26 protein-coding genes are annotated in these 26,781 nt (G+C 71.6%); 15 read left to right on the top strand and 11 right to left on the bottom strand.

Going from position 1 to position 26,781, the window contains the following annotated elements; all coding sequences use genetic code 11:
- Nucleotides 1-30: 30 nt before the first annotated feature.
- The 9 genes from ACGFZA_RS40360 to ACGFZA_RS40320 form a co-directional block, all read right to left on the bottom strand.
- Nucleotides 31-480, bottom strand: coding sequence for a conjugal transfer protein TraB (locus ACGFZA_RS40360; protein ID WP_266862586.1), 450 nt, complete (start codon nucleotides 478-480; stop codon nucleotides 31-33).
- A 14-nt stretch (nucleotides 481-494) separates the two neighbouring features.
- Complete coding sequence (locus ACGFZA_RS40355) at nucleotides 495-3,059, bottom strand: hypothetical protein (protein ID WP_393685883.1); 2,565 nt, start codon at nucleotides 3,057-3,059, stop codon at nucleotides 495-497.
- Between the two features lie 123 nt (nucleotides 3,060-3,182).
- Nucleotides 3,183-3,386: a hypothetical protein gene (locus ACGFZA_RS40350; RefSeq protein ID WP_393685881.1), complete on the bottom strand. Its 204-nt coding sequence runs from the start codon at nucleotides 3,384-3,386 to the stop codon at nucleotides 3,183-3,185.
- Nucleotides 3,383-3,931, bottom strand: a complete 549-nt coding sequence (locus ACGFZA_RS40345) for a hypothetical protein (RefSeq protein WP_393685879.1) — start codon at nucleotides 3,929-3,931, stop codon at nucleotides 3,383-3,385. Before ACGFZA_RS40345 ends, ACGFZA_RS40350 begins: the two co-directional genes overlap by 4 nt.
- 255 nt (nucleotides 3,932-4,186) lie before the next feature.
- A complete protein-coding gene (locus ACGFZA_RS40340) occupies nucleotides 4,187-6,340 on the bottom strand; it encodes a DUF2637 domain-containing protein (RefSeq protein ID WP_393685877.1) in 2,154 nt (717 codons plus the stop codon).
- 135 nt (nucleotides 6,341-6,475) lie between these two features.
- Nucleotides 6,476-6,847, bottom strand: coding sequence for a hypothetical protein (locus ACGFZA_RS40335; RefSeq protein WP_393685875.1), 372 nt, complete (start codon nucleotides 6,845-6,847; stop codon nucleotides 6,476-6,478).
- 121 nt (nucleotides 6,848-6,968) lie between these two features.
- Complete coding sequence (locus tag ACGFZA_RS40330; protein ID WP_393685969.1) at nucleotides 6,969-7,157, bottom strand: DUF5999 family protein; 189 nt, start codon at nucleotides 7,155-7,157, stop codon at nucleotides 6,969-6,971.
- Nucleotides 7,158-7,349: 192 nt separating this feature from the next.
- The gene (locus ACGFZA_RS40325) at nucleotides 7,350-7,646 is read right to left on the bottom strand and encodes a WhiB family transcriptional regulator (protein ID WP_393685873.1); all 297 of its coding nucleotides are present in this window, start codon (nucleotides 7,644-7,646) and stop codon (nucleotides 7,350-7,352) included.
- A gap of 496 nt (nucleotides 7,647-8,142) precedes the next feature.
- Nucleotides 8,143-8,988, bottom strand: coding sequence for a hypothetical protein (locus tag ACGFZA_RS40320; RefSeq protein WP_393685871.1), 846 nt, complete (start codon nucleotides 8,986-8,988; stop codon nucleotides 8,143-8,145).
- Between the two features lie 359 nt (nucleotides 8,989-9,347).
- On the opposite strand from ACGFZA_RS40320, the gene ACGFZA_RS40315 reads away from it, so the two are divergent.
- The 15 genes from ACGFZA_RS40315 (at nucleotide 9,348) to ACGFZA_RS40245 (ending at nucleotide 23,918) form a co-directional block, all read left to right on the top strand.
- Complete coding sequence (locus ACGFZA_RS40315; RefSeq protein ID WP_393685869.1) at nucleotides 9,348-10,667, top strand: GNAT family N-acetyltransferase; 1,320 nt, start codon at nucleotides 9,348-9,350, stop codon at nucleotides 10,665-10,667.
- Between the two features lie 121 nt (nucleotides 10,668-10,788).
- A complete protein-coding gene (locus tag ACGFZA_RS40310) occupies nucleotides 10,789-12,222 on the top strand; it encodes a helix-turn-helix domain-containing protein (protein ID WP_393685867.1) in 1,434 nt (477 codons plus the stop codon).
- Between the two features lie 4 nt (nucleotides 12,223-12,226).
- A complete protein-coding gene (locus ACGFZA_RS40305) occupies nucleotides 12,227-12,910 on the top strand; it encodes a RibD family protein (RefSeq protein ID WP_393685865.1) in 684 nt (227 codons plus the stop codon).
- The gene (locus tag ACGFZA_RS40300) at nucleotides 12,910-13,392 is read left to right on the top strand and encodes a deaminase (RefSeq protein ID WP_393685863.1); all 483 of its coding nucleotides are present in this window, start codon (nucleotides 12,910-12,912) and stop codon (nucleotides 13,390-13,392) included. Before ACGFZA_RS40305 ends, ACGFZA_RS40300 begins: the two co-directional genes overlap by 1 nt.
- Nucleotides 13,393-13,481: 89 nt before the next feature.
- Nucleotides 13,482-13,790 carry a helix-turn-helix transcriptional regulator gene (locus ACGFZA_RS40295; protein ID WP_376343624.1) on the top strand — a complete coding sequence of 103 codons (309 nt, stop codon included), beginning with the start codon at nucleotides 13,482-13,484 and terminating at the stop codon, nucleotides 13,788-13,790.
- 839 nt (nucleotides 13,791-14,629) lie between these two features.
- Nucleotides 14,630-16,810, top strand: a complete 2,181-nt coding sequence (locus tag ACGFZA_RS40290; RefSeq protein WP_393685860.1) for a hypothetical protein — start codon at nucleotides 14,630-14,632, stop codon at nucleotides 16,808-16,810.
- Nucleotides 16,807-17,637 (top strand): DciA family protein, encoded by an 831-nt coding sequence (locus tag ACGFZA_RS40285; protein WP_393685858.1) that lies wholly within the window; start codon nucleotides 16,807-16,809, stop codon nucleotides 17,635-17,637. The genes ACGFZA_RS40290 and ACGFZA_RS40285 overlap by 4 nt, the downstream gene beginning before the upstream one ends.
- 55 nt (nucleotides 17,638-17,692) lie before the next feature.
- Nucleotides 17,693-18,079, top strand: coding sequence for a hypothetical protein (locus tag ACGFZA_RS40280; protein WP_393685856.1), 387 nt, complete (start codon nucleotides 17,693-17,695; stop codon nucleotides 18,077-18,079).
- Between the two features lie 150 nt (nucleotides 18,080-18,229).
- Entirely contained in the window at nucleotides 18,230-20,458 is a 2,229-nt protein-coding gene (gene tap, locus ACGFZA_RS40275) for a telomere-associated protein Tap (RefSeq protein ID WP_393685854.1), read from the top strand.
- 15 nt (nucleotides 20,459-20,473) lie between these two features.
- Nucleotides 20,474-21,031 (top strand): telomere-protecting terminal protein Tpg, encoded by a 558-nt coding sequence (gene tpg, locus ACGFZA_RS40270; protein ID WP_391223970.1) that lies wholly within the window; start codon nucleotides 20,474-20,476, stop codon nucleotides 21,029-21,031.
- A gap of 108 nt (nucleotides 21,032-21,139) precedes the next feature.
- Nucleotides 21,140-21,730 carry a telomere-protecting terminal protein Tpg gene (gene tpg / locus ACGFZA_RS40265; protein WP_393685852.1) on the top strand — a complete coding sequence of 197 codons (591 nt, stop codon included), beginning with the start codon at nucleotides 21,140-21,142 and terminating at the stop codon, nucleotides 21,728-21,730.
- A gap of 103 nt (nucleotides 21,731-21,833) precedes the next feature.
- Nucleotides 21,834-22,595: a hypothetical protein gene (locus tag ACGFZA_RS40260; protein WP_393685967.1), complete on the top strand. Its 762-nt coding sequence runs from the start codon at nucleotides 21,834-21,836 to the stop codon at nucleotides 22,593-22,595.
- A gap of 370 nt (nucleotides 22,596-22,965) precedes the next feature.
- Nucleotides 22,966-23,334: a hypothetical protein gene (locus ACGFZA_RS40255; RefSeq protein ID WP_393685850.1), complete on the top strand. Its 369-nt coding sequence runs from the start codon at nucleotides 22,966-22,968 to the stop codon at nucleotides 23,332-23,334.
- Nucleotides 23,335-23,409: 75 nt separating this feature from the next.
- Nucleotides 23,410-23,646 (top strand): hypothetical protein, encoded by a 237-nt coding sequence (locus ACGFZA_RS40250; protein ID WP_239225342.1) that lies wholly within the window; start codon nucleotides 23,410-23,412, stop codon nucleotides 23,644-23,646.
- Entirely contained in the window at nucleotides 23,646-23,918 is a 273-nt protein-coding gene (locus ACGFZA_RS40245; RefSeq protein WP_393685848.1) for a hypothetical protein, read from the top strand. Before ACGFZA_RS40250 ends, ACGFZA_RS40245 begins: the two co-directional genes overlap by 1 nt.
- Before the next feature lie 1,425 nt (nucleotides 23,919-25,343).
- Here the strand turns inward: ACGFZA_RS40245 and ACGFZA_RS40240 are convergent.
- Together ACGFZA_RS40240 and ACGFZA_RS40235 are read right to left on the bottom strand one after the other, a co-directional pair.
- Nucleotides 25,344-25,721: a hypothetical protein gene (locus ACGFZA_RS40240; RefSeq protein WP_393685846.1), complete on the bottom strand. Its 378-nt coding sequence runs from the start codon at nucleotides 25,719-25,721 to the stop codon at nucleotides 25,344-25,346.
- Nucleotides 25,718-26,188: a transcriptional regulator gene (locus tag ACGFZA_RS40235; RefSeq protein ID WP_393685844.1), complete on the bottom strand. Its 471-nt coding sequence runs from the start codon at nucleotides 26,186-26,188 to the stop codon at nucleotides 25,718-25,720. The genes ACGFZA_RS40240 and ACGFZA_RS40235 overlap by 4 nt, the downstream gene beginning before the upstream one ends.
- Nucleotides 26,189-26,781 lie beyond the last annotated feature (593 nt).

The raw sequence follows: 26,781 nt of genomic DNA, 5'->3' as shown, positions 1-26,781 counted from the left end.
CCGGCCCCTGCTGTTGCGGGGTGGGGTTGATCAGCTGCGACGGCCGGATCGCCGGTAGAAGCCGGGCTTGGCCTGCCGGACTCCGGAGCCGTTGGAGGCTTCGTAGCCGGGGCGGTACTCCCGCTCGTGCGCGCCGTTGAAGCCGCGGGCATCGGTGTCGACGGCGTCGGCAGCGTTGACCATCTCGCCGGACGCCTCCGCGACGCCGGTGAGGGCGGTTGAGGTGTCCTCGATCATCGAGGTGAACTGGGGCTCGACTTCGGCCTGGCCGCACATCTCCGACAGGCGCATGGCCGCATTCGCGTTGGCCTGCATGTGGGAGCGGAGCAGGTGCATGCCCTCCTTGAGGAAGAGGGCGGAGGCGGCGAGCTTGGCAGTCCGGCCCGCGAGGGCGAGGAAGCCGTTGCCGTTGCTGGCGCCGCCGCCGGTGCTGGCGACGCCGTTGTTCATGCCCGGAATGGCGGGGAGGTTGTCGCTCACGTGCTGATCTCCTCTCAGTTCTCGTTGTGGACGCGGGCGGCGGGCACGAGCAGGCCGGCGTCCTCGGTCGCCTGCACCAGGGGCCGGTAGGCGTCGAACATCGCGTTCTCCGCGCTCTCGGAGAGCTCCGCGGCCGTCAGGGACTTGATGGCCATCTCGTCGGCCTTGCGGGCCAACAGCTCCATGGACTCCGCCAGCTTCGCCATCGCGGCGCCGGTCAGACGCCCGATGACGTTGTGCGTGGAGCGCAGGTCGGCGGCGAGTTCGTCCAGCTCGTACCGGATCTGCCGCGCCTTCACGGAGAGCTTCTTGCAGGTCTCGTGCGCCTTGAACGACTGCGCGGTGAGCTCCTCGAGGACGTCGAGCGTGTCGTCGAGGGTGACCTCGGTCTCGTGCTGCGCGTCCATGTCCGCGACGCTGCCGCTGCCCCACTTCGTCAGCCAGGCGTCACTCACGCTGTTCTCCTTCGTGCTCGGGGGACCGGCAGCGGGAGTACCCGCGCCGGACGTCGACGGGCCGGACCCCGGGGAGTCGGCCCGCTCAACCGTGATCGGACCGGACGGAGCGGCCACCGACGTCGCCATGCCCATCGCCTCGAACGGCGACAGGCGCGGCGCGCCGGTGCCCGGCACCGTGCCGCCGCCCGGCGGGGCCGGAGCGGTGACGGCCCCGGCGACCGCAGCGGCCGGGGCCGGTGCAGCTGCCGGAGGACCAGCCGGACCCGGCGTCGGGGGCGGTGTGGTCGTGCCGGGCGTCGGCGCCGGGCGAGGCCCGGGGACCGTGGTGGTCCGCATCCGGGCGCGCTTACGGGCCCGCGCCTTGGCCGTGGACCAGGGCGTGCGGCGGGTCGGCGCCTTCGCGGCCGGACCGGCCGGCGCCTTCGCGGCGGGACCGGCGGGCGTGGTGCTGCCGGGCTTGGGGGTCTTGGTCTTCGGGCCGGTCTTCTTCTTCGGCTTCCTGACCTTGACCTTCGTGACGACCGGCGGGCCCATCTTCTTGCGGCGGCGCCTGAGCCGCTTCTCAGCGGTCTCGTGCACCGCCTCGCCGAAGGTGGTCCGGCCCCGGGCCGCGGACTTCATCGCCCCGAGGACCTTGCGGCTGTACTCCTTGCGGAAGCGTCGGCACTTGCGGCAGCGGCAGTCCTGCTTCACCGATGACGCGAACGTGCCGTGCGCGATGCCCGGCGTGAGCGTGAGCTTCTTGCCCTTGCGGGACTTCCCACCCGGCGTCTTGGGCACCGAGGCCGGGCCGGTCCGGCCCTTGCCGGAACGGGTCTTGCCCTTCCCGCGCTTGCTGCCGGGTGCCGTGGTGCCCGCGCCGCTGCTGCCCTTCCCCTTCGGCTTCGTCTTCGGGCCAGTGCCGGAGGTGGTGGTGCCGGGCTTCTTCCGCAGGATCCCGGACGGGCCGGTCGTACCGCGCGGCGACTTCTTCGTCCCGCTCTTCGGACCGGTGCCCGTGCCCTTGCCGGTGCCGGGACCCTTCGAACTGGTCGTGCCGGGCGTGGTCTTGCCGCCCGAGCCTGTGCCCTTGCCGGGGCTCTTGGTGCCGGGGCCCGTCCCGGAGCCCGGTCCGCGCTTCTTGCCCGGCCCGCCGGACGAACCGCCGGCCCCGGACCCGGTGCCGCCGGGCCCGCGCTTGCGGTTCGTGGTGGAGGAACCGCCACCGGCGCCGTTGGGGGAGCGCTTGCGCCCGCCGCCACCGCCGCCGCTGCCCGGTCCCTTGCCGCCGCCCGAACCTCCCGAGCCGCCCGACCCGGAGGAGCCGGGGCCGCGGTTCTTCTTGAGGTTCACGCCGCCGCCCTGCGAGGTGCGCTTGAGCGGGGTGACACCCGAGCCGCCCTTGCCGCCACCGGAGCCGGAGTTGGAGCGGCCGGGCCCGGAGCCACCGCCGCCGCGCCCACCACCGGAACCGCTGGGTGAGCGGGTCGTCGACCCGCCACGCCCCCGGCCGCCCGAGCCGCTGTACGAGCCGCTGCCGCCCCGCCCGGACCTGCCCGGACCGGAGCCGCCGGAGCGGCCTCCCGGCCCGCCAGGACCACGTTGGAGCATCTTGCGGCCGTACTCGTGGCTGGGCTGCACCTGCTTCTTCGAACCGCCCCCGGAGGAGCCGTCCTTGGCGGTGCTCGCAGTCTTCGCGACCGCCTCGCGCTGCTCCCGGTTTGCCCGGCCCGTCGCGACAGCGGAGTGGATGCCGCGCATGGCCGCCAGGGACACCGCGAGGATCGCCGCCAGGGACAGCGATCCCAGACGCGGCGCGGCGGGCTGCGCACCCTCCGGCCGGAAGGTCGCCGGGACCATCGCGCCCGCCTGGGCCGGAGCCGCGGCGGACTCGGAGTCGGCGGCGAACGGGGTCCCCAGACCGGGCTCGGGCAGCGCCGAGATGGTGTCCAGGGGCGAGGTGCGGATCGCGGGTGCAAACGCTTCGGGGGCGTCTGCGGGGGCCGGGGAGACGTCGGCGGTGGCCGCGAACGGCACGTCGGCGGTGGCCGGAGCGGGCGTCTCCGCAGGGGGTTCAGCGGGGGCGGTGTAGCCCACGCGTGGGAAGTGGATCAAGTTGTTGGGGCCGTCGTCGTCGGCCATGACGTCTCCCTCTCGGAGTTGACAGACGGTCACCGCCTGGGGCACCCTCGCGCGCGCACGGCACGCGCGCGCCTTGGGGTGCTCCAGGCGGCGAGGAAGAGGCGGTGATGAAGAAGAACTTCGTCACCCTCCGTTGTTCTTGAAGAAGTCGTGCAACTCCTCGGTGAGCTTGCGCCACACCTCGGGACGACCTTCGCGTTCGGCCTTGAGCGCCAGGGTCCGGCACGCGTCGTACCAGACCCCGGCCCGCTCCTTGTCGGTCGTGGCTTCCGCGATCCGCGCGTTCCAGTGCTTCGCGCGGTTTTGCGTCTGCCGAGGCGTCGTCAACGCCCTTCTCCCTTCGGGAAGTAGTCGTTGATCGTGCTGGTCGGCCGCTCACCACCGGCCGCCATCGGCCACTGGTTCCAGGGGTTGTCCGGGGCCACGAACTCCGCCGGCCTCGCCTGCGGGACCGTGTCCGGCGCCTGCTCCTGGGGAGAGTTGAGCGACGTCACCGTCTTGTTCAGCGAGCTCGCGACGGCGGCGCCGACGGCGGTCTGGCGGCTGTTCTTGCGCTCCAGCTTCTTGGCCTCCGCGACCGCCCGGCGCTGCGGGAGCTCCAGGACCTCGTTGACGTAGGTCGCGTACAGGGCCTCCGCCTTGCTCGCGGCCTCGCCGGACGCCTTCTGCATGGCCTTGAGCTGCCGCGACACCTTCCAGGCGCGGATCTTCTTGGCCATCCAGCGGTCGCCCTCGATGGGCGTCTGCTCCAGGCGCCGGCGCACGATGTCGGCGATCTGCCCGTACTGCTGGGCGTCGCGAACGTGCTGGTCGCGGACGGTGGCGGTGAAGGCCCGCAGGCCCTCATCCGTGAACAGTGCGTTGATATCCATGAGCTGCGGTTTCTCCTTCTCCGGGCGCGCCCGGCGGGGATGGGAGGGGGAAAGGGGGCCCGCAACCGATCGGCAGGGCCAGGGAGGTGCGCTCCACCGCGCTCGGGATGCGGTGAAGGGATGTCCGGCCTGCCGGCCGTGGCCGCCACCGGTCCGCGCTCACGCTCGGGAGCGTGGGCGCGGACCGGGGACGACCATGAGCGGCAGGGGTTCTACCGAGAGGGGTGAGCGCGTCGGCGCTCACCGGGCGCTCACCTACGCGCCCGGGGTGGCCTCTTCGACCTGAGCGCGCAGACGCTGAGCGGTCGGGCGGGAGACCGGCTCGTCGGACAGGCCCGCGTCGGTGAGCGCGTCGCGGATCTCGGTCCACTGCGGGCGGCGCCCGAGCTCGGTGTAGAGCAGGCGGATACGAGCGTGGCGGCGCTCGGTGAGCGCGTCACTCTCGCTGCGCGTGAGCGCGCCGTCCGCTCGCTGAGCGTCCGTCTCCTCCGTGGCGCGCTCACCCTCGTGAGCGCCGGAGGTGAGCGCCGGGCGCTCACGCTCGCCGCGCGTCTCCCCGGAGGTGAGCGCGCTCGCGTCGGGGCGAGCGTGCTCGCTCTCCTCCACCCGTTCGACGGTGAGCGCGTCCTCGGGGGTGAGCGTGTCGGCGAGCGCGGCGGGCGCGGAGCCGAGCTTGAGCGCCATCCGCTGCTCCAGCGGAGCCTTGCTCCGCCACCGCCACCCGTACTCCTCCTTGAGCTGCGCTCGCAGGTACGTCTGCTCCTGGAGACGGGTGAGCGCCTCCTCGTAGGAGGTGATCTCCCACAGGATCATCCGGCGGCGAAGGCGGGCGGTGGGGATCGGGGCGAGGATCCAGCGCGAGCGCCGCACCGTCTCCATCCGCACCTTGCCGGTGACCGCGCCGATCCGCGTCGCGTAGACGTGGGAGGCGATCTCCGAGAACACCACCCACAGCAGCGTGAGGGCGGCGTGCCCGAGGCGCCCCGACGCGGAGTCCGAGGCGTTCCAGTTCAGGTACACGGTCACCGCCGTCAGCGCGCGCGGCACCCAGCGGATCCAGCGCAGCTCCATGCCCATGCGGATCAGGACCAGGCTGGCGCCGGTGAAGGCCGGGATGGCGACGTCGATGCCGACCGGCAGCAGCCACGGCCACTCCCATCCCCACCCCGTCGCCTTGGTCTCCAGCGCGGTGTAGGAGGACAGCAGACCGAGGGTGGAGACGACCGCGGCCGCCAGGACGATCCCGGCGACCAGGACCAGCTCCTGCCCGGACAGCGGCGGGACACCGCCGGCGGGACGGGCGTCGGCTCGTGCCTTGCGCCGCGCGGCACGGGACTCGGTCCGGATCTCCCGGCGCCGGGCCCGCTGCACGGTGCGCTCCGTCGCCGCCTCGAGGACCCGGTCCGCCTCGGCTCGGGCCTGGGCGGCGGCGGCCTGGTCGGCCGTGGCCTTGGCCGCCGCCTCCCGGGCCGTCTTCGCGTCGGCTTCGGCCTGCTCGCGCAGCCGGACGACGTCCTTGTCGACCGCCGCCCGCAGTTCCTCAGCGGAGGTGCGGGCGTCGTCCAGGGCGCGGTCGGCGTCGGCACGAAGGCCGGCGGCCATCTTCTCCGCCCCGGCCCGCACCTGCGCGGCCTGGTCGTCCGCGCTCTCGCGCATCCGGTCGGCCTCGCCCCGCGCCCGCTCCAGGAGCTGTTCGGCGTCGGTGGCGGCGCGGGTACGGGTCTCGGCAGCGGTGCGCTCCGCCGCCGCCAGCAGCTCGGTGCGCTTCGTCTCCGCGTCGGCGAGGACCTGCGCGGCCTCCGCCTGCACCATGTCGGCCTGCGCGGCCGCCGCGGTGGTGACCTCCTGCGCCTGGTGGCGCGCGTCGGCGAGCAACTGCTCGGCAGCCTCATTGGCGGCGGCGAGGACCTGGTCGGCCTCGCCGGACGCCGTCGCCGTGACGGTGTCGGCCTCCGCGTGCGCGTCGGCGAGCAGCTGCTTGGCCTTTGCGTCGGCGTCGGCCAGGACCTGGTCGGCGTCGGCGACCGCAGCGGTCGCGGCGTCCGTGCGGACCCGGTCGGCGTCGGTCTGCGCGTCGGCCAGGACGCGGGCCCGCTCGGTGATGGCCGCCTCAGTGATCGAGACGGCCTCCGAGCGGGCGCCGTCCAGGAGCTCAGCGGCGCGGACCTCGCTGTCGGCGAGGACGCGCGCGGCGTCGTCGGCGGCCAGGTCCCGGAGGTCGGCAGCGCGGTCGGCGGCGTCGGCCAGGACGGGGTCGGCCTCCGGGTGCACCAGCGGCACCGTCTCCTCGGGGGCGGCGGCCTGGGCGGGAATGGAGGCCGGCGGCGGTGTCGCCTTGGCGCGCCCGTTGCGGGGCTTCGTGGTCGCCGCGGGCTGGCGCCTGCGGCGGGTGGCGGGCTTGGTGGCCACGGGGTTCCTCTCTTCCGGGCGCCTCCGTGCAGAGGGGCACCGTGGATCTACGGCGGTGGGTAGGGTCGTGACCAGGCCTTCCGGGGCCCCGGCAGCTCTAATGCCGGGGGCCTGGAGGGCCGTTGTGCTGGGTGGTCAGCGCCGGGCGGGCAGCGCGGCGGCGTCCTGTACGAGGTGCTGGCGCAGCCAGGCGACGGCGGCCGGGGTCATCGCCCCGGTGTCCGTCTCGTTCAGCGGCGCGGTGTCGATGTCGTGCATCGCGTCCGTCGCCGGGAGGGCCCGCATGTAGTCGGGGTCGATTCCGGCGCGGTAGCTGAGGCTGCCCAGTTCGGTCAGGTCGTAGAGGACCTTGCCGGTGTCGACGTGCCGCCAGGACCGTTCCACCCTGCCGACGCAGGTGTGGCCGGGCTTGCCCAGCCAGAACCGTTCGACGTCGCGGAACAGGACGATGTCGCCCTTGATGTAGGTGGCCTTCGGCTGTACGGCCTGCGTCTGGGGCTGGGTCACGTGCTCTCCTCACATCGCGTACACCGGCCGGGGCCGGTGGGGCCGGGGCTGTCCGGCTCCCAGTCACCGCCCGTCCCGGCCGCCGGGGTTCGGCGGCCGGTACGGGCGGATCAGGCAGCCGTCAGACCGCGGCGAAGGGGCGGTGCGGGGCGACGACCCGGCCGTCGGGGAGCAGCTCGCCGGTGTCCTCGAACATCAGTACGGCGTTGCACAGCAGGCTCCAGCCCTGCTCCGGGTGAGCGGCCACGACGTGCGCGGCCTCCCGGTCCGGGCTGGCGGCCGACGGGCACTTCGGGGTGTGCGTGCACAGCGAGTCCGGCAGCGTGGTGCCGGTCGTCGCGGTGCCGAGCTGGGTGCTGCTACGCATGGGCTCTCCTGCGGGGAGGAAGCGATCCCGGGATTTTCCCGGGCCGAGACGTGCGAAGGGACCGGCCGCCCGTGGTGCGGACAGCCGTTGTGCGGCGGTGCTGCGGGGCGGGCCGGAAGTTGCCCGCCGCTCCCGTCAGGCGGTGCGGTTGCGGGCGGCGCGGCGCTTGAGGGAGCGGCGCTCCTTCGCGGAGAGGCCGCCGAACACGCCGTAGTTCTCGCCTCGCTCCAGCGCGCCCTGGAGGCAGGACTCCATCAGCGGGCAGCGACGGCAGACAGCCTTCGCTTCGTCCTCCTGGAGCAGCGCCGGGCCGGTATCGCCGATCGGGAAGAAGAGCTCGGGGTCCTCGTCGGCGCAGAGCGCGCGGGGGGCCTCGGTGTCACTCGTGGCGACGGCGCCGTAGTAGGGGGTGCGTACGATGGAGCGGTTCATCAGGGCCTCCCAGAAGGTCCGTTCGACAGCCCCGGGGGCGCAATCCCCGGGGCTGTTCGCGTGTCTGCGGCCGGATGGCCGGAGCGGGGGTGAGCTCCCGACGCTCTCCGCCGGCCCCGCCCGGGTGAGCGGGCGGGGCCGACGGGCAATGCCGGGGGATCGGTCAGCGGCGGTTGTTCTCCGACCGCTTGTTCTGCTCGCTGTTCTTCTTCGACAGGTCCTCGCGCTCCGCGTCGGTCAGGCTCGTGATCGCGTTCATCACTTGCCGCCCCTCGCCCGGCGCAGCGCCTCGTCCATGTCCGGGTCCGAGTCCGTGTTGCCGAGCGGGCGTGCGATGCTGTTTCGCATCAGGTCCTCCGATTCAGGTCCTGGACAGCCCCGGGGGTCTCAAGTCGCCGGGGCTGTCGTGCTGTTCAGGCCGTTCGTACGAGCAGCCACGGCCCCGGCCACCCCCTCTTGCGGGGTGGCCGGGGCCGTGGTCGTTCGTCGTGGGGTCCTACCGGGTGAGCTGCTCTTCCTGCGTCGCCAGGAGAGTGATCGCGCTCATCAGGTCGGCGCGCTCCCAGTCGGTGAGCTGCGGGGCGTCAGCCTTCCGCGGGTTGAGCGTCTGGATCAGCGCGGCCAGGGTGTCGCGGACGCGCCGGAGGTCGGCGTCGGAGACTGACTCCGAGGCGTTCTGCCACTGCTGCTCGTGCAGCAGGCGCAGGCCCCACGCGCGGCGGTCGTTCCAGTCCTCGCGGTCCATCTGCGCCTTGCGGCGGGCGGGGGCGAGGCGCTTGGTGTGCGCGGCGAGCTGGGCAAGGCGGCGGCCGTCCGTGCACCGGGCGGTGAGGTCGGCGGCGCGCAGGATGTTGCCCTTGTCGTCCTTGATGGAGCAGCTGGAGCAGCCGCGGACGTGGGCTTCGTCCAGCTTGCGGGCCGTCTTGTCGTCGACGGTGCCGCCGACGATCTGCATGACGGCGGGGGTCGAACCCGTCTTCGGCTTGCGGATCACGCGGGTGGAGCGTCGCCCGTTCGTCTGGGTCAGGCCCTCTTCCAGTCGCTGGAACCACTGGTCGACAGTGAGGTTGACGGTGACCAGGCGGTGGCTGCCGGGGCAGCGGATCGGGTCTTCGGTGCCGGCCTTCTCCGTGTGGTGGGGGACCAGCTTGGGCCGCGAGCTGTGCGGCGTGCTGATCGGCACCCAGGTGCGGCAGGTGGGGCAGACCAGCGTGGAGTACGCCAAGTCGACCTCGTGCGGCTTGAGGCTGGAGACGACGAGCGGGGGGAGGGTGCTGATGGCGCGGGACCGGGCCCGGCGCGGACGCTTCTGAGCGGCGAGGTCACGGGTTCGCGTAGCCATGAGGGCTCCTTCGTACGGAGGGGCAGGGTGCGTCGCAGGTGCTCTCTCCGCCCTCCAGGCCGCACGGCGAACCGGCGGTCCCGGAGGACGGACAACGCATCAGCGCTGCGGGGTGGTGCTCGCTGCAGACCATGGGCGGAGGAGTTAGAGGTGCCTCGGGCCCCGATGTGGCTAGGGCTTTGGACTCCGGCCACCGAAGTGGCGATCTGCTGCGATGGTGCTGGTCAGATCGGACTTCAAGTAGTCGACTTAGATTGACTACTCAATGCCCGACGCAATGAAGCATGCACGGTGCGCGACACGAGGTCAAGCTCTTCGCCTACATTGACTAGTCATTCGCGGGCATGTAGACATCTCCCATGGCAGTCAGCGGCAGGGCACGGGCCCTCTATCAGCGCATCGCGGACAAACTCCGCGCTCAGATCACCGACGGGACCTTGGCCCCGGGTGACCGGCTGCCGACCGAAGCAGAGATCGCGACCGAATGGGACACCACTCGTTCGACGGCCGTGCAGGGGCTGAAAGTCCTGGTCAACGAAGGTCTCATCATCAGTGACCGGCCCCGCGGTTACTTCGTCCGCAGTCGGCGACCGATGGTGTACCGACCGCAGGGCGAGTTCCGAAAGCGTCCACTGTCGCCGGAGATGGACCAGTTCCTCACTCAGATGCACGAGGAAGGCCGGGAGGCCAGTCAGTACATCGAGGTGAAGGTGGAGACGCCGTCGCGACACGTCCGCGAGCGCCTCCAGATGAACGAGGGCGAGCTGGTGGTTGTTCGCCGGCGCGTCCGGTTCGTCGACGGCATCCCGTACAACACGAACGACTCCCACTTCCCGCTGTCCCTGGTCCAGAACAGCGAGATCATGAACCCGGACGACATTGCCCGCGGCGCGAACGTCGTGCTGGCGGAACTGGGGCACGAGCAGGTCCGTGCCCTCGATGAGCTGCACGTCCGGATGCCGACGCCCGAAGAGGCTGACCGCCTCCAGCTCGGCCCCGGCACGCCCGTCGCCGTGCACCTGTGCACCGGCTTCACCAAGGATGGAAGGCCCGTCCGCGCGGTGGTCAACGTCCTGCCAGGTGACCGGCACGTCATCACCTACGAACGCAGCCGGCCACCGGTCGCGGACGCCCTGACGATCCGCCCTGCCGTCGCCACCGATCTGCGTACGGTCATCGACCTCTGGGAACACGCCGCCTCGTGGCTCAACGAGCGCGGCATCGACCAGTGGCAGTACCCGCCCCGCGAGGAACGCATCAAGGCGAACATCGAAGCTGGCGAGTGCTGGATCGTCGAAGCAGACGGTGCGCCGGTCGCGACCATCACTGTCGACGAGCACGCCGACCCTGACTTCTGGACCCCATCCGAGGCCAGCGACCCCGCGCTCTACGTGCACCGCATGGTCGTGCGTCGCGACGTAGCAGGACAGGACCTTGGTTCGGCCATGCTCGACTGGGCTGGACGGGAAGCGCTCCAGCAGGGCAAGCAGCTGCTTCGCCTGGATGCGTGGCGCTCCAACGACGAGCTCCAGCGGTACTACAGCGACCGTGGATTCGTGCACGTCCGGACCGTGGAAGCGGCCGACCGCAGCAGCGGAGCCCTGTTCCAGCGCGCGGCCAACTACAGCCGTGGTGGCGGACCTGAACTGGAGACCGAACTGCCCGACAGCACTCACTGAGCAACACCCCCTCGCTGGGCTCGGAAACCGTTGCTTCGGTTCTAAGCCCGGGGAGCTACAAGTTCCAGATCTGACATGTGGCCGGGCGAACTGGCCACATCAGCCACAGGATTGGGGCGGGATGGCACAGAAACCGAGGGAGTTGACGCCCTGGGTGTCCCCCTTACACAACTGGGGCTACCAGCTGCGCGAGCTGCGGAATTCGCGAGGTCTCAGCCTCCGCGAACTCTCGAAGCGGACCCGCATCGACCACGCCCACCTGGGGCGATTCGAACGAGCGGAGCGCCCCGCCGACCGCACCCAGGCGGCGCTCCTGGACGGCGCCCTGGACGCCAGCGGGATGCTGCTCCGCCTCTGGGAGCGGATCGGTGACGAGCGTGACCATGTGGCCAATCCGCCCGTTCATGTGGCCAAGTCGTCGGTGAACCTGGCCTTGGCGGTGGCTGACCAGGCAGCGTCGGACGGTGAGGGGATCTCGGTCCCGTGTCGTCTACGTGATGGGTCGGTGGTCTGGGTGGCTCTGGAACGGCGTGCACTACTGCGCGCGGGGGTGGGGTTGGGAGCCGCTGCGGCGGTTGGCATGGGCTCGCCGGCGGCCGCGGACTCTGACGGCGTGCCGGGCCTGGTTCGCAAGGCGCGGGCTGCGTCGGCTTACGGCTCGACACCGGTTGAGCACCTGCGCCGCGCCCGCCGCCATCTGATCGACGGCGACAACCTTCTCGGGCCGCGCCACGCCCTCAAGACCACGCGCGACTACATCGACGTCATCCAGCAGCTGCGCCGGGAGGCGAAGGGCACCGACCGGCGCGACCTGATGGAGCTCCAGACGCAGTACGGGGAATTCCTGTCCTGGCTTCACCAGGACCTGGGCAACCCGGACGCCGCGTCGTACTGGCTCGACAGGGCGATGCAGTGGTCGTACACGGTCGGCGACACGGACCTGACCACCTACGTCATGGCCCGCAAGGCACAACTGGCTGGTGACACAGCGGACTTGGTCGACGTCGTCGACTTGGCCGAAGCCGCCCAGCGGATGGCGCGGCCCCGCAGCCGGCTCGCCGCCGTGGCCCGCACCTACGAGGCATACGGACACGCGTTGCGCGGTGACGCCGACGAGAGCGAGCGGGCCATCGACGATGTCCGCAACGCCCTCGATGGCGCCTCCGCCGATCCCACCCCGTGGGGCGTGTGGCTGAACGCGTCGTACGTGGAGGTCCACCGCGCGCAGGGCCTGGAGGCCCTCGGCAAGCACGACCAGGCCGCCGACGCCTTCGCCCACGCCATCCAGTTGATGCCCGGCGACTACCACCGTGACCGCGGCGTCTACATGGCGCGGCAGGCCGTGGCCCTGGCCGGCGCCCGCGATCCGGAGCGGGCCGCGACGGTCGGCATGCACGCGCTGACCGTCGCCGCCGACACCGGCTCCGGCCGGATCACCAACGAGCTCGCCCGGCTCGACACAGCCCTGATCCCCTGGCAGCGCGAGGCCCCGGTCTCCGAGTTCCGCGCCGCCTTCGACTCCACCCTGGCCCACGAGACAGAAACGGAAGTCTGAGCAGATGACTGCCCGCCCGTACGTCGTGCTGTCCGCCGCCATGTCGGTCGACGGCTACCTGGACGACACCAGCCCCGAGCGGCTGCGCCTGTCCAACGCCCCGGACTTCGACCGCGTCGACCAGGTCCGCGCCGAAAGCGACGCGATCCTGATCGGCGCCAACACCATGCGGCGGGACAACCCGCGCCTGCTGGTCAACAGCGACGAACGCCGTGCTCAGCGCGTCGCCGACGGCAAGCCGGCCTACCCGCTCAAGGTCACGGTCACCCGGACCGGAGACCTGTCCGCCGACCTCAATTTCTGGCACCACGGCGGCGACAAGCTGGTCGTGACCGTCGACAGCGCGGTGGAGAAGGTCCGCGCGACGCTCGGCGACCTTGCCGACGTCGTCAGCGTCGGGCCGGACCTCGACTGGGGCCTGGTCCTCGAGGAGCTCGGGCGCCGCGGCATCAAGCAGCTGATGGTGGAGGGCGGCGGCACGATCCACACCCAGCTCATGGCGCAGGACCTCGCCGACGAAGTCCACCTCGCCATCGCGCCGCTGCTGGTCGGTCAGCCGGAAGCGGCCCGCTTCCTCGGTGCCGCCGACTACCCGGGCGGGTCGACCGCCCGGATGAAGGTGCTGGAGGTCCGGGCGATCGACGACGTCGTCTTCGTCCGCTACGCCCCGAAGGAGCGCACTGCCTGATGTACGTGCCCGACCGAGACCAGGACCTGTGCTGGATGAACCGCGCGATCAGTCTTGCCGCGCTGTGCCCGCCGGCCGCAGGGGCCTACTCGGTCGGCGCGGTCATCGTCGGCAAGGACGGCAGCGAGCTCGCGTCCGGCTACTCCCGGGAGGCGGACCCGCACGAGCACGCGGAAGAGGCCGCGCTCGCGAAGCTGCCCGCGGATGACCCGCGCCTTGCCGGGGCCACGATCTACAGCACGCTGGAGCCGTGCTCGCAGCGGCACTCGCCGCGTACCCCGTGCGCGCGGCGGATCCTCGAGGCCGGCATCCCACGCGTCGTCATTGCCTGGCGTGAGCCCTCGCTGTTCGTCGACGACTGCGTCGGCTACGAACAGCTGGTGGAAGCCGGAGTGGTCGTGGTGGAGCTGCCCGAGTTGGCGGCGGCCGCGAAGGCGACCAACTCCCACCTGCCGGGCTTGGGTGAGGGAGGGGCACGTTGAACGTCTCGCTCTCCGCGGTAGCGGCGCGCCCCCGCCGGAGATCAGATCGTGTATCTTTCGTAGTTACAACGATCATGGAAGGCGTGGCTATGTCCGACTCGGACCGCTCGCAGCGGGTCGACGCTCTGCTGAACGGCCTGCCCGAGGCCCTGCCGTCTCCGCAGGTGTGCGCGAAACTGCGCCTCGCGGCCGGCCTCACTCAGCAGGACGTCGCGGACGCCGTGGGCGTGAAGAGGGTCGCGGTCACACGCTGGGAGTTGGGCCAGACCAGCCCTCGACGCCCGCACCGGGAGAACTACTTGCGTCTCCTCAAGGGCCTCGCAGAACGCTTTCCCGAGGCCGCGAAAGCGGATGAGGGCATGCCGACGCCGGCCTCTGAATCCAGGGGGTCGGGATGACCTAGTGGCCATCGGCCGCGCGCGCCAAGAAGCGGACTAACCTCCCGCTGGCCTCGCGCGGCCCGTCTACCGACCGGCTTACCACCGTGTCGGTCGCCCAGGTCCCAGTTCCTAGCTGGTCCTGAGCCGCGGCTCACCGAGCCGCACATTTCCAAGTCGGCCCCTTACCAGGGCCACCAGCACCACCGGCCACTAACCACGGCCACCACAGCCAGATCAGTACCAACCCGCACGACCCGCGGTGCCCCCACCACAGGGGCCACGCGGTTCAGCAGGACCGGGAGGGACGGAGAAATCTCCCCCCACCCGATCGGTGCCCGCCCTCTTCTCACGAAGGGGGCGGCCCCTGACACATCCAAGGAAGGTCGGTCCAGCCCCGAGGGGCTCTGGTCCGTCCAGCTATATGGAAGGCAGGTCGTTCTCATAGTGCCCGAAGTGGTGTCCCTCTGTCAGCTTGACCTTGTCCGTTTCACCCCGGTTCAGGCGCGGCGGTCGTCCCGTGTGACGGGATCGGCGTACGGTTCCTCCCTCCTTTTCCTGTTCGTACAGGAAGAGGGTCTTCCGGTAGGAAGCTACAAGCGCGAGGCTTTCGGAGCGGTCTCGCTGGGGCCGGTCGCGGCACCCGCCGCCCGGCTCGTGCACCCGCTCGCGGACGTCGTCCACAACTCCGTCGACGGGACCGTCCTCGCGGGCGGCTTCCCGTGTGGCGGGACGCGATCCGAAGTTCCTGCCCGTCAGGCGGGAGGGAGCGGAGGTTTCGCCGCTGCTCGGAATCTGTCCACAGGCGACCTGCGCAAGGCTGCCGAGATGATCTCTGTTTCGTCCATCCGGGTGAGCCGATGAGTGCCGTGGCGGCGTCGGCCGCCGTGCTCCCGAGCCCGCGCACGGAGTTCGCCGGCGGGGCGTCGCGTCGTCGGCTGCGGTCGGTTCCGGCGCAGGCCGGTCCGGTCGCGCGGCTGGAGCTGGGTAACCCGCTCCAGCTGTCGAAGACGATGCGGGCCCGGCTGCTCGCCGCGGTGCGCGCGCTCGTGACGTCCCCGGCGCTGGCCGGTGCGTCGGACGGCGCGCGGCTGGCCTCGGTGGTGCTGACCGCGAAGGCGGATGCCCGCAAGGACTTCGAGACGTCGATCTGGGCTGAGGAGCTCGGTCGGTGGCTGGGGGTCTCCCAGTCGACGGTCGCGCACACGGTGCTGCCCGAGCTGCGCGCTGCGGGGTTCCTCGGCTCGAACGTCGCGACCAACAGCATCGGGTGGGCGACGGGCCTGGAGTGCTGGGTGATCCCGATGTACCGGGCGCAGCAGGCCGGCGACCGGCGGCACGCACTGGCGCTGTCCCGTTCGGAGCTGGCGGTGCTGCTGAGCCTGATCACCGTGCTGTTCGGTCCGGGGTGGGCGCCGAAGGACAAGCCGGTGATCCCGGCCGGGCTGCTCGCCGGTCGTACGGGCCGGGGCGCGGCGACGGACCGGCTCGGGCTGCTGCTGATGGTGCTGACGACGGGTTCGGCGGGCTGGCTGCAGCTGTGCCCCGGGTCGGTCGACACCGACCGTGGGCGTCCGGCGGCGACGGTCGCGCGGCTGCTGGGCTGCACGGCGGCGGCCGGGGCGAAGGTCCTCAAGCGCCTCCAGGAGCACGGCGTCGCGGACGTGGTGCGCAAGGAGACCGGCTCGGGCCTGAACGCGCAGTCGCGGGTGCGCCTGGTGCCGGTCGCCAAGGCCCACGGCGTCGCCGTACGGGAGGCCCGCCGGGTCACGGACGCCGTGTTTTCAGACCTCGCCGGTACTGCATCCGGAGATCTTGAGTCCGGCGAGACGGGCGAGACCCTTGGGGCGACTGGGATCGAGGGCGCCGGGCACGACGGAATCGCCGGATCGGCAGACCTCGCCGCAACTGCACAGCACCACGCTCTCCACGCTTCTGGGGTTACTCCTGGTGGTTCTCTCGCGCTCTCTGGTGGCTTTTCCGGCGAAGGCCGTGGCGGGAACCACGGTCTGCCGGACCGCGCGTGCGTGCGCGAGGACGGCGGCCCGCTCCGCGGGGAACAGCCGAAGGAGTCCCCGGTCGTTGAAGGCATCAAGGGCGGCCGCGGGCCGGTGGCCGGTGCTCCGGTGCGGGTCGTGGATGGTGCGGGTCAGGGCAGGCAGCAGCAGGGGAGGGCGGCTCTGCCGTCGCCGGATCTGCGGGCCGTCTTGGCCCCGGTCCGGCTGGTCTGGGCTCGCCTGGAGAGTTCAGCCGTCCGACGCCTGATGGAGACCAAGGTCCGTACCGAGCTGGCCCGGGTGGTCGGGTTCGCCGGTCCTGCCGACGCGCCGCAGATCCTCGCCGACCGCCTCGCCCGGCGCCTGGAGAACCAGATGCGGCTGGGCGGTCCGATCACGGACCCGGTGGGCTGGCTGATCGGCCGGGGCCTGCCGCAGATCCGGCTGTGTGCGGAGCCCCGGTGCGATGAGGGCGCGCTGCTCGACTCCGGCCGGGACTGCCCGCGCTGCGAGGACCGACAGGTCGACCGCCGCGACCAGCGCCGTGCGGTCGCGGCCGCCGTCGACGCCGCGATGCCGCACGCCTCCGAGACCGAGCGCCGCGCGGCGACCGAGCAGCAGCTGCACCAGGACGTCACCGCCCAGGCGTGGGTCCGCGAGCACCGGTGGGCGCAGATCCGCGAGCAGCAGGCCGCCGCCAAGGCCCACCGCGCCGACGCCGCGGCCGCGCAGCCGGCCTTCGAGGCCCCGGCCGCGCCGATGGCGCCGGTCGTCCTGCCCGCGCCGCGTCCGCTCGCCGCGCCCGACCCGGTCGACGGCGACGACCAGGAGCAGGAGCTCGTCCTCGAGGACCTGACCCCCGAGCAGGTCCGCGACTGGCGGGTGCGCGGGATGAAGGACCACCAGGTGGTGTTCGACCACATCGACCAGTACGGCGAGACGTCGGCCAGGAGGCTGTTCAGCAACAGGCTGGTCGATGAAGCGCAGCGCCTGGAGGGCACGCACCACCTGGTCCTCGGACACACCACCTGGGGGCAGGCATGAGCGAGGGCGAGGTGTCCGGCGTCGACCTGGCCCGGGTCGCGCTGCGGGCCGCGATGGAGGCGGCCCGGAAGAACGGCGCCAGCCAGAAGGCGAAGAAGAAGCCGCGGACCGGTACGGCGGTGCGGCGCGACGGGCGCGAGCCGATGGGCCTGGGCGCTGCGATCGGCGCGCTGGTCACCGAGCGGGCCTGGGAGCTCCCGGCCGCCGGCGCTTCCCTGCGCGAGCGGTGGGCGGCCATCGCCCCCGAGCTCGCCGGGCACGTCGCCGCCGTGTCGTACGACCCGGACTCCGGCCAGCTCACGGTGTGCCCGGAGTCGTCGGCGTGGGCGACGAAGGCCCGCCTGGAGCAGGCCCGGGTCATCGCGGCCGCCAACAAGGCAGCGGGCCGCACCGTCGTACGTGCCCTGCGGGTCCTGGCGCCCGGCGCCGTCCCCGCGCCGGGCCCGGCCGACGTCGCTCCGGCAGACCCGGCCCCCGCGCCCACCGGTCCGGCGAAGTCCAGGGAGACGGCGTGCGAGGGCTACCGCCGCGCGCTCGCCGCGCACCAGGAGGCCGCCGTGCCGTCCCGTGTGGACCCGGGTATCGCGGAGGCCGTGGAGCGGCAGAACCGGGCGATGCGCGAGCTGTCCCGCCGGGCGTTCCCCGAGACCGACGTCGTCGCGGACGATGCGCCGGCCCCGATCGACCAGGCCCGTACCCAGCGCCGCCGTGAAGCCGACGCCTCCCACGCCGCGGCGCTGCGCCGGGCCCGTGCGGAGCGCGCGGCGCGGGAGGCCGGGACGGCGGTCGTGCTACCGCAGCCGACTCCACTCCAGGCGTCCGCGTGAGGCGGATTGACTGGATCTCCTCCGTGCCCAGTTCAACAGGGGCCACCATCATCGAATGGACACTCAACGGGTGCGCTACTACGCCTACTTCACCGACTCCGAGGCTGCTGAGGGCGAGGACGACGAACTGGAGGTGCGGGTCGAATCCTGGGACGACGACGGCAGGGCCCTCGTCTTGGATCAGGAGGAAGGGCGCCTCGTGGTCGCCAAGGACCGGCCGGGCTTCCGCCGGGTGGAGCGATACGAGGAACCGCAGGTTCGCGGCGTGCTGCCGGGCGGGAACTGGAGGCTTCGCAAGAAGGACAGCCCGTCCCGTGTTGGGCGTCAGGTCGTCGCGTTCCTGGTCTACGACACCTACGTTCGCCCCGTGTCCGGTCTCCCTTCTGCCAACGGCCGGTGGCAGACCACCTCGGCAAACCATGACCTCTTTCAGTCGGACTGATCAGCCGTCCGGCCCGCCCGCGGCGTCCCTGCTGAGCAGGGGCGCCGCGCGGCGTTTCCACCCCTCGAACATAATGCGTACGGTGTTTGTACGGTAGAAGTACGCGAACCTTACGGTTCATGGGGTAGAGTGTGGGTCAGGAGGTGTTCCATGTCCGAGATGTTCGACGCGGTCGACGCGCTGGTCGCGTCCCGCTCTGCTCTGCCGTCGGCGGAGGAGCGCAAGCGGCTGCGCACCGCGCACGGCCTGACGCTGGACGACGTCGCCGGCGCCCTGAAGGTGCGGCGGGCCACGGTGTCCGCCTGGGAGTCGACGAAGAAGCCGACCGAGCCGCGCGGCCCGGAGCGTGAGGCGTACGCCCGGCTGCTCAAGCAACTCGCGGAGCTCTACCCGACGCCGGTGCCCGCCACGTTCACCGGCGCGCCCGCCCCGGCGGAAGCGCCGACTCTGTCCACAGGCCCGGCCCCCGAGGCTGCGGTCATGACTGCACCCGAGAACACCCAGACCCCTGCCCCTGCTCCCGTCGCCGCTGCTCCGGCCGCCGCGTCCCGCCCGGCGAGCACCACCAGGAGCACGCCGACGTCGCGCCGTCCCGGCACGCGGAAGGCTGCCCCGGCCGGTACCCCGGCGGGCGGCGCCAACCCGCGGTTCGAGAACGGCCCGCTGGCGGTCCTGGACGTCGACGACGACGGGAAGGTGCTGGCGTACTGCACCGGCGGCCTGGTCCTGGACGTGCCCGCCAAGTCCCTGCCGTCCCTGGTCGACTGGACGCTGCGCGAGGCGAAGCTCGGTCAGCCGAAGCTGTCCGGGCCGGGCAAGGACGCCGACCCGTTGATCGTCCTCACCGAGGCGGCCCTGGAGCGCTACGGCCTCCCGGCCACCCTCACGGAAGAGGAGCGGCTCGCCGGGCGCCTGCCCGAGGGCCACAAGGTCATCAAGCAGCTGGTCCGTGCGGAGTGGAAGCTGACGAAGCGCGGGTTCGGGCCGTGGGCGAGGATCTACCGCCCGGCGACCGGGTCGGAGCGGGCCTGCGTGCAGCTGTGCATCCCGTCGTGGAACGCGCTGGACACCCGTCATTGGGGCGAGGCCGGGCAGCTTCCGCCGGCGGAGCTCGCCCGCGTCCTGGGCGTGTACGCCTCGCGGGTGATGACGCCGCGCGGTTCCACCGCCGTGACCGGCCTGGAGCTGATGACCGCGCTGCACCCGCCGACCCGGGCCTCCGAGCCGGACGCCGACGGCAAGCGGCACTCCGAGCACAACCCCGGCAGCCTGGGCAAGGACGCCATCGACCCGATGAACTGGCCGCCGTGCGAGGTCCCCGACGGCCACCCCGTCCTCAAGGATCTGCCTCGGTTCCACGTGCGCGGCCCCGGCGAGAAGCTGTTCGAGGAGGCGTACGACTGGGCACGGCCGATGACCGACGCGGAGTGCACCCTGCGCCACCTGGTCGGCATCGACGTCAACATGGCCTTCGCGGCCGGCGCCAACGGCTTGAACGTCGGCCTCGGTGAGGCAACGCACGTCAAGGCTCCGGTGTTCGACCCGAAGCTGCCCGGCTCGTGGCTGGTGGACCTGAGCCATGTCGACCTGTCCCGCGTGAAGGTCGGCAAGGAGTGGGTGGAGCTGGACGGCAGCCTGCTGCCCTCGCCGTTCACGCCGAAGGGCGAGCGGCCCGAGGGGCCGGCCTGGTACGCGACGCCCACCGTGGCCTATGCGGTGGAGCTCGGCTACGAGGTGCGCCCGCTGGAGGCGTGGGTGCGGCGCGAGAACGGCCGCTACCTGGACGGCTGGTACAACCGGCTGCGGGACGCCTACCTCGCCACGATGGCCGACCTCGGCGTCGACGCCGACCTCGCCCCGGAGGATTTCCTCGCGGCGATGAACGGCTACAAGGCCCGTGACCCGGAGCTGGCGATCGTCGTCTCTGCGGTCAAGGCGACGGTGAAGGGCGGCCTGGGCAAGCTGCGCGAGCGCCCGCGCGGGGAGGGCTGGCGGCCGGGGGAGCCGTGGCGGGCCCTGTCCCGTCCGACGTGGAATCCCCACATCCGCGCGGGGGTCATCTCCCGCACCCGGATCAACCTGCACCGGAAGATCGTCAAGCACGCGGCGTTCACCGGGCAGTACCCCATCGCGATCCTGTCCGACTGCGTCGTCTACGCCGCGAACGGACCGAGCCCGCTGGACTTCCTGCCCTACCGGGAGGGCAAGCCGCTGCCTGGCGGCTTCAAGCTCGGGGTCAACCCGGGCCTGGTCAAGTGGGAGGGCACCCAGGACGTCCTGTGGGGCGAAGAGGTCCGCGAGCGGTTCAACGCCCCGGAGCTCAACCTCGCCCGGTACATCAAGGACGGCACCGTCACCGACGTCGACAACGGCGAGTAGGGGAGCAGACAGGCGATGAGCATGTTCGGGGACGGCCTGGACAAGGCGGTGCAGAAGGCGTTCACCCGCCCGGCGCCCAAGTCCGCGGGCCCGCAGATGCGGTACATGGTCAAGCAGCTCGGTGGCACGAAGGCGGTCGCCGACCTGCTCGGCATGTCGCAGCGGCAGGTGGAGCGGTACGTGGCGGGCAAGGCCAAGAAGCCGCGCGCCGACCTCGCCGCCCGCCTGGAGCGCGAGGTGACCAAGCGCTGGCAGCCCCAGATCCGAGCCAAGGCCCGGCAGAAGGCCGCGACGACCGGCGGCATCGTCATCGACGCCCGCGCCCGCATGGGCTACACCGCGCCGATCGGGTCCACGGACCAGGACCGCATCCGGCACCTGACCGTCGCCCTGCCGCCCGTCTACGCCGCCCGTCTCTTCGAGGCCCAGGAGGCCGGCGCCAGCGACGCCCAGCTCCAGGAGATCGCAGCCGAAGCACTCAAGGAGGTCTACTTCCAGGACGGCGGCCGCCGCGCCGGCTCCCTGGAGGAGGTCCGGTTCACCGACGTCGAACACCTCGAGTTCGACCTGTAGCAGCCGCGCCCCGAACAGCCCGCGAGCCCGGACCAGTTGGTCCGGGCTCGCTCGCGTGGGGAGGCCGCCCGGAATCTGTCCACAGGCGATCCGTGATCCCTGGGAGGCATGAGCGATCACGAGCAGCAGCAGCCGGCCCCGAGCCGCGGCAAGGTCCTGGAGGCCCTCGCGCGGGCTGAGCGGAAGGTCTTCACCCGGCCCGCGCCGAAATCCGCGAAGGCTCAGGTGAAATTCCTCCTCACGCGGGCGAAGGGGTCGACCAAGGCCCTGGCTGAGCGCCTGGGCGTCTCGCGCCGCACGGTGGAGCGCTACCGCGCCGGGAAGCTGACGACCCCGCAGAAGCGCCTCCAGGCCGCCCTGGTGGAGGAGACCGAATCCGAGTGGCAACCGCAGGTCAGGGCACAGGCGCGCGAACAGGCGTCCACGTTCAGCGGGATGATGGTGGAGGTGACCGCGTACTTCGGATTCACGTGCACGGGCAGCTCCGACGACGGCCGCATACGCACCATCACCACTCCGATCTCGCCCACCTACGCGCGGCAGATCCTGGCTCTCCAGGAGGCAGGAGCGACGGAGGAGGATCTGCATCCGATCGTCGCGGAGGCCATCACCGAGTCGTATTTCACGGAATGGGGCACCCGCGCCGATGGTCTGCGCGCGGATTTCACGCACGTTCAGGCCATCGAGTTCCTGTTCTGACACGGTCGAATTCCGGGCCTGCTATAAAACAATCCGGCGGGTCGTCGTACAGCGCTCTGGCGGCGGCCCGCTCTGATTCCTCACCACGAATGCGAGGCCGATGATGACCAGGATGTGGCCGCCCGGCGGCGGTACCCGTCGCCCGCTCGCCCCGCGCGTCGCCGCGCCCCGAGAGCCGGTCGACCCCGCCCGCATCGGCCGCCGCGTCGTACGGCGCCGGGCGAAGGGGATGGACGCGGGCGCTGTCGCGGCGGCCCTCGAGGAAGCGCGGTTCGACGCCCGGCAGGCGTCCCGGCACGAGGACCTGGCCGACGACGTCCGCGGCCCGGCGGAGCTCGCGGAGTGGGAGCGCATCGCGCAGCTGCTCGCCGACGCCGCCCCGGGCACCGTCTACGACCCGGACGCCGACGGCTTCGTCCGTGCCGAGCTCGCCGCCGAAGCCGCGGCCGCCGCCGCCCGGGAAGCCGAACTGCGCGAGGCCGCGCGGATCGCGGCCCGCGCCGACGAGCTCCAGGCGCTGCGCGAGCTGGGCACGCTGGAGCAGACCGAGCCCCGTCCCGGGGACGAAGCCGTCCGGGACGAACTCACCCGGCGAGCGGGCGGGTACGTCCAGGCCGACGTCGACGCCTGGCTCGCGCACGCCCTGGCCGCGCACCTCGGGCACTACCGCGACCCGGCCGCCCGCGAGGAAGCCGCCGGCCTTCTCACGCCGTCGGTCCTCACGCACGCCGCGCTGCTCGCCGAACTCGCCCGCCTGGTCCCCGACTCCGACATGGACCAGCTGGCGTTCGCGGCCCGGCTCGCCACCACCGAGCCCGAAGCAGCCGGTGCGCTCGCCGCGTTCCTCACCCGCGCCCGCCCGTAGCACCGCATCCGCGATCACCGAGGGTGACTGTCACGCTGTCACGCTGACCGGTGTCACGCACCCCGATCCGGCTGTCACGTCGGGGTGTCACGCTGACGATCCGGCCCGGAACCACGGGCCCGGCCCCGGATTTGGGCCACCTCGCCGATCAGCGTGACACCCCTCCCCAAGCGGCTACGGTCCGCATCCGGCCGCGATCCCTCGCCCGCCTGAACAGTGGGCCGATCTGTGTCATCGACCCCCTGTTTCCCCAGGTGGACACGCTCACCTGTGTCACTGTTCAGCTGATCTGTGTCATCGGACAGCGCGCCCTCGTACGAGCCGCCGGGATCGTCCCCGGGCGGCCCGTGGAGTGCGGAAGAATCGCCGGGTGAGCACCGACAGCGCCACCGCCGCCCTCTATGCCCAGGCCCTGCAGAGCACCGCCGCCGACCCGAGCCAGTGCACCGTGCCGACGAAGCACGAATACCAGGTCGTGGCACGGTGCACCGACCCGTCCCACCCGGGCGCCACCACCCTGATCTACACCACCCACGCCGCCTCGATCCAAGAGGCCACGGCGAAGGTCCAGAAGCTGCGCATCGACACGATGACTCCGGGCCTCTACCGCATCACGCAGGTCACGGAGCGCGAACCGGAGTGCACCTGCGCCAACCCCGGCTTCGGCGGGAAGTGCGCCGGCGAACCCTGGTGCGCCAAGGTCGAAGTCGCCGCGGCCGCGCAGCCCGTGCCTGAGTGAAGCCGAGCGGCCCCACGGCCGCCGTACGGCCGATACCGTGGTGACACACGCCCGTTCGCGCCCTGGAGGCCCTCGATGAGCGAACAGCCGGCCCCCGCCGACACCACCGTCCGGCAGCAGCTGGAGCCCGCCGCCGCCGACGGATTGCGCGCGTACGCGGCCCGGACCCGCGAGAGCGCCGACCAGCTCGCCGCCGTCCTGGAGGACATCGCCACCAACGGCCTGCCCTCGGTGGAGGACTGCACGCCGTGGGAGGAGCTGCGCGAGGCCCACCTCGCCCGGCTCGCCGCCCAGCGCCCGGCCGTCGCCTGATGCCCACACCGCACGGCCCGCGCCGCGCCCGCATCGCGTTCTCCGACTCCGCCGCCAAGCAGCTGGACACCATCACCAGCGAAGCCGAGCTGCACGCCCTGGACCGCGCCCTGGTCGTCATCTCCGTCGACCCCGACGCCGGCGAACTCCTGCCCGGCGACAGCAGCGGCCCGCGGCTGCGCCAGTACGTCGACGACGTCGAACGCGTCCGGCTCGTGTACTGGGTGACCGCGTTGAAAACCGTGGTTGTGGTCGCCTTCATCGAGGTCTGACCCGCGACGTCCTGGACCAGGCCGACCGCGTGCTGCTCGCCCGGGTCGAAGAAGCCGGCGCCGACCGCGAGGACAGTCCGCAGCGGATCGGCGTGTCCGTCGTTTGGTGAGGGATCGGGTCCGCCGGTTGGTGAGGGATCGCTCGCGTAATGAGGAAGACCTAGGACTGACTGACCAGATGACGAGCGCGCTCCTCCTCACCCGCCGTAGGCGAAGTACCGGCAGTAGAGGCTGCGCAAGACCTCGCTGACGCGGATGTTCGGTCGGCGGTTCTGGTGGGTGCGCAGCATTCGCACGGTCGGGCCACTACGCCCGTCACCCCAGGGCCCGCATGATCCTTCCCGACGCTGTGCGGCCTCCTGCGGCGCTTTGATCGCTTCCAGGCTCCCGAGCGGTGATCACGGGTCTCTCGTGCCGTCACAGCGGCGTACAGCGCTTCGCGCGGTCCGGGGTGACTCCGTAGCTCCCTGGCCGTCTTGCTGCGGCTCGTCTCCAGCGCCGGTGTTCTCGCTCTCCGGCCGCGAGCTCCGCTCTCAGGGGGGGAGAGTTCAACCCGCACATAGGTACTACAAGTACCTAACTACATTGGGGTGCAAGACGGTGCCCGGCCCTGGCCCGCTCGCCCCCCCAGCGGTCTCCCGGCGAAGCCCTGGCGGGATCTCCAGCACCGGCCAGCACCTTGCACCCTCCCGCTTGCTGCCCGTCCTGCTGCACGGGCTGCTGCTCCTGGTGGTGAAGGGTGCAAGGGCGGCGGAGGGGTGCAAGACCGTGTGCTGCTCCGGTCTTCCGGCTCGCGGTGCAACATTCGCCCGACCCAGGCGGCACACGGGTGCTGCTCGTGCAGCGGGGCCGGTCCCGGCGGTTGCAGCGGAGGGCAGCAGCGCTGTGCGGCGCTGCGATCTGGCGGCTGCATAACATCGCAGTTCTGCCATGTTCCGTCCGTGATCTATGCACGGCTGCTGCATGGTCAGAGCCCACTGACCAACAACACCGTTGTGTGGCGCTGCTGCCACTTTTTGGTGGCAGCAGCGCCACCGTACGAGGCGACGGCCTGCCGCTTTCCCCTCCAGGGGAACGATGTACGCGCCTGCTCGCGGCGGGCTCCGCTCAACACGGACTTTGTTCTGCTCCTCCAGAACATGTCGGTAGCACTAGTGAAACCGACGTCGCACCGCGCACGCCGCTGACGTGGGCAAACGCGTGGCAGCGAGGAGGGTTTCCCCTGGAGGGGAACGATGTATCGCGGTGGCCTTCTGGTCTAGCGCTGTCGCAGGTCAGCGCGTTCGGGAGAGGCCCTGAAACGGCGCTGGGAGGCCGTCCTAGCTGCGGTTTCCCTCCTGGGGGAACGATGTATCGCTCTGGGCTGCACGCATGGGAACGGCGCCGCACCGTGGGGTGCAGCGCCGTGGTGCCCAGCCGGGCGGGTCAGGAGGCGTGGAGGTGCCGGACGGTCGCCAGGGGCGCGTCGGCGTCGTCTTCGGACTCGGGTGCCGGCGGTAGGCCGGTGGCCCTGGTGCCGAGACGGTAGAACTTCACGCCGACGGCGGTGTAGGCGAGCTGGAGCCAGCCGTTCTCAGCGAGCCGGCCGATGCTGCGCGAGGCGCTGGTGGTGCTCAGGCCGACCAGCCTGCCGATGTCCGTGGCAGTGCTGCGCACCGGGTCGCCCATCGGGACGGCCGTGGCGAAGAACATCAGGACCTTCAGGTCGGCGCCCTGCTTGAGCTGGGAGCGAAGGAGGAGGTCGTTGAGCTCGGCGGCCTCCATGAAGCGCGGGGCGAACGGCTCGGCGATCTGCGTGGTCATGACGCCTCCTTCTTCTCCGGCGGGCAGGTGGTCGACGGGTGGCGCGCGTGCTGCGTGGCGTGCCGCTGCTGCCCCGAGGAGCCGTCGTAAGCGGCCCGCGGGTTCAGCTTGTAGAACTTCACCCGGCCCACCTTCTCCGCTTCCAGGAGGTAGCCCCCACGATGAAGGTTACCCACGGACTTGCTCACCGCGTTCGGACGCAACTCCAGGTCGACGCCGATCTCACGGAAACTCATCCGCAGCGGCTCGTCCCCGGGCGGCGAGTTGAACAGGTAGAAGCCGTAGACCAGCTTGTCGTTCTTCGTGTACCCGCTGTCCTTCGCGTACAGCGCCGCGCCCAGCTTCTTGCTGGCGTTGACGTGCCGACCGCCGCCGCTCCACGCGAAAGGCTTGTCGTTCTTGTCGAGCAGCTCCAGCTGGAGGTACTCGCCGGTGGCAGTGTTCGCTGCTGGCCTTGCCCGGCCCATACCGCTCCTCACCTCGGGCTTTCCCCTAGAGGGGAACGATGTACGCGCCCTGACCGTAGTGGGCGTTTCCCCTGGAGGGGAACCCGCCACGCCGAATCCACCTCGATCGGGCACCTGATCATTTCCCCTCTAGGGGAAAGGTGCGTCCCGATCTGACATTCAAATAGCCCTCAGCGATACATCACATGGCCACTGACCTGCGACGATGCGTGATCGCTCTATACGCACCTATCCCGCCGTCGCCAGGTGCCGGCCGGACCCGACGTGGCTGAGGCGGCTTCGCGTGCGGCTCCGCGGGCTCCGCGCGGGTCGTGGTCGGCACCAGCGGGCTCTGAGTCTCGGGTGGCGCCAACCGTGACGAACAAGCATCAGGAGGAGGGGCCGGCCTCCGTGGCGGGTTCCGCCGCCCGGCCCTGGGGGCCGCTCGGCTCAGGCACCTCCGAACGCCGGAATTCGAGCTTTCCGACATCTGAGGTACCGTTCTGTGGCTCGGGTCCGCAGCTTCCCAATTCGTTATTCCTCGCGTGAGTGGGGGAAAGCAATTCGGGCGCTGATATTCCATCAACAGCCGCGCCCCGCCCGGGTGGTTGGGT

Source organism: Streptomyces sp. NPDC048211 (assembly GCF_043202315.1).
GTDB lineage: Bacteria > Actinomycetota > Actinomycetes > Streptomycetales > Streptomycetaceae > Streptomyces.
This window is presented reverse-complemented; position numbering and strand designations above follow the sequence as displayed.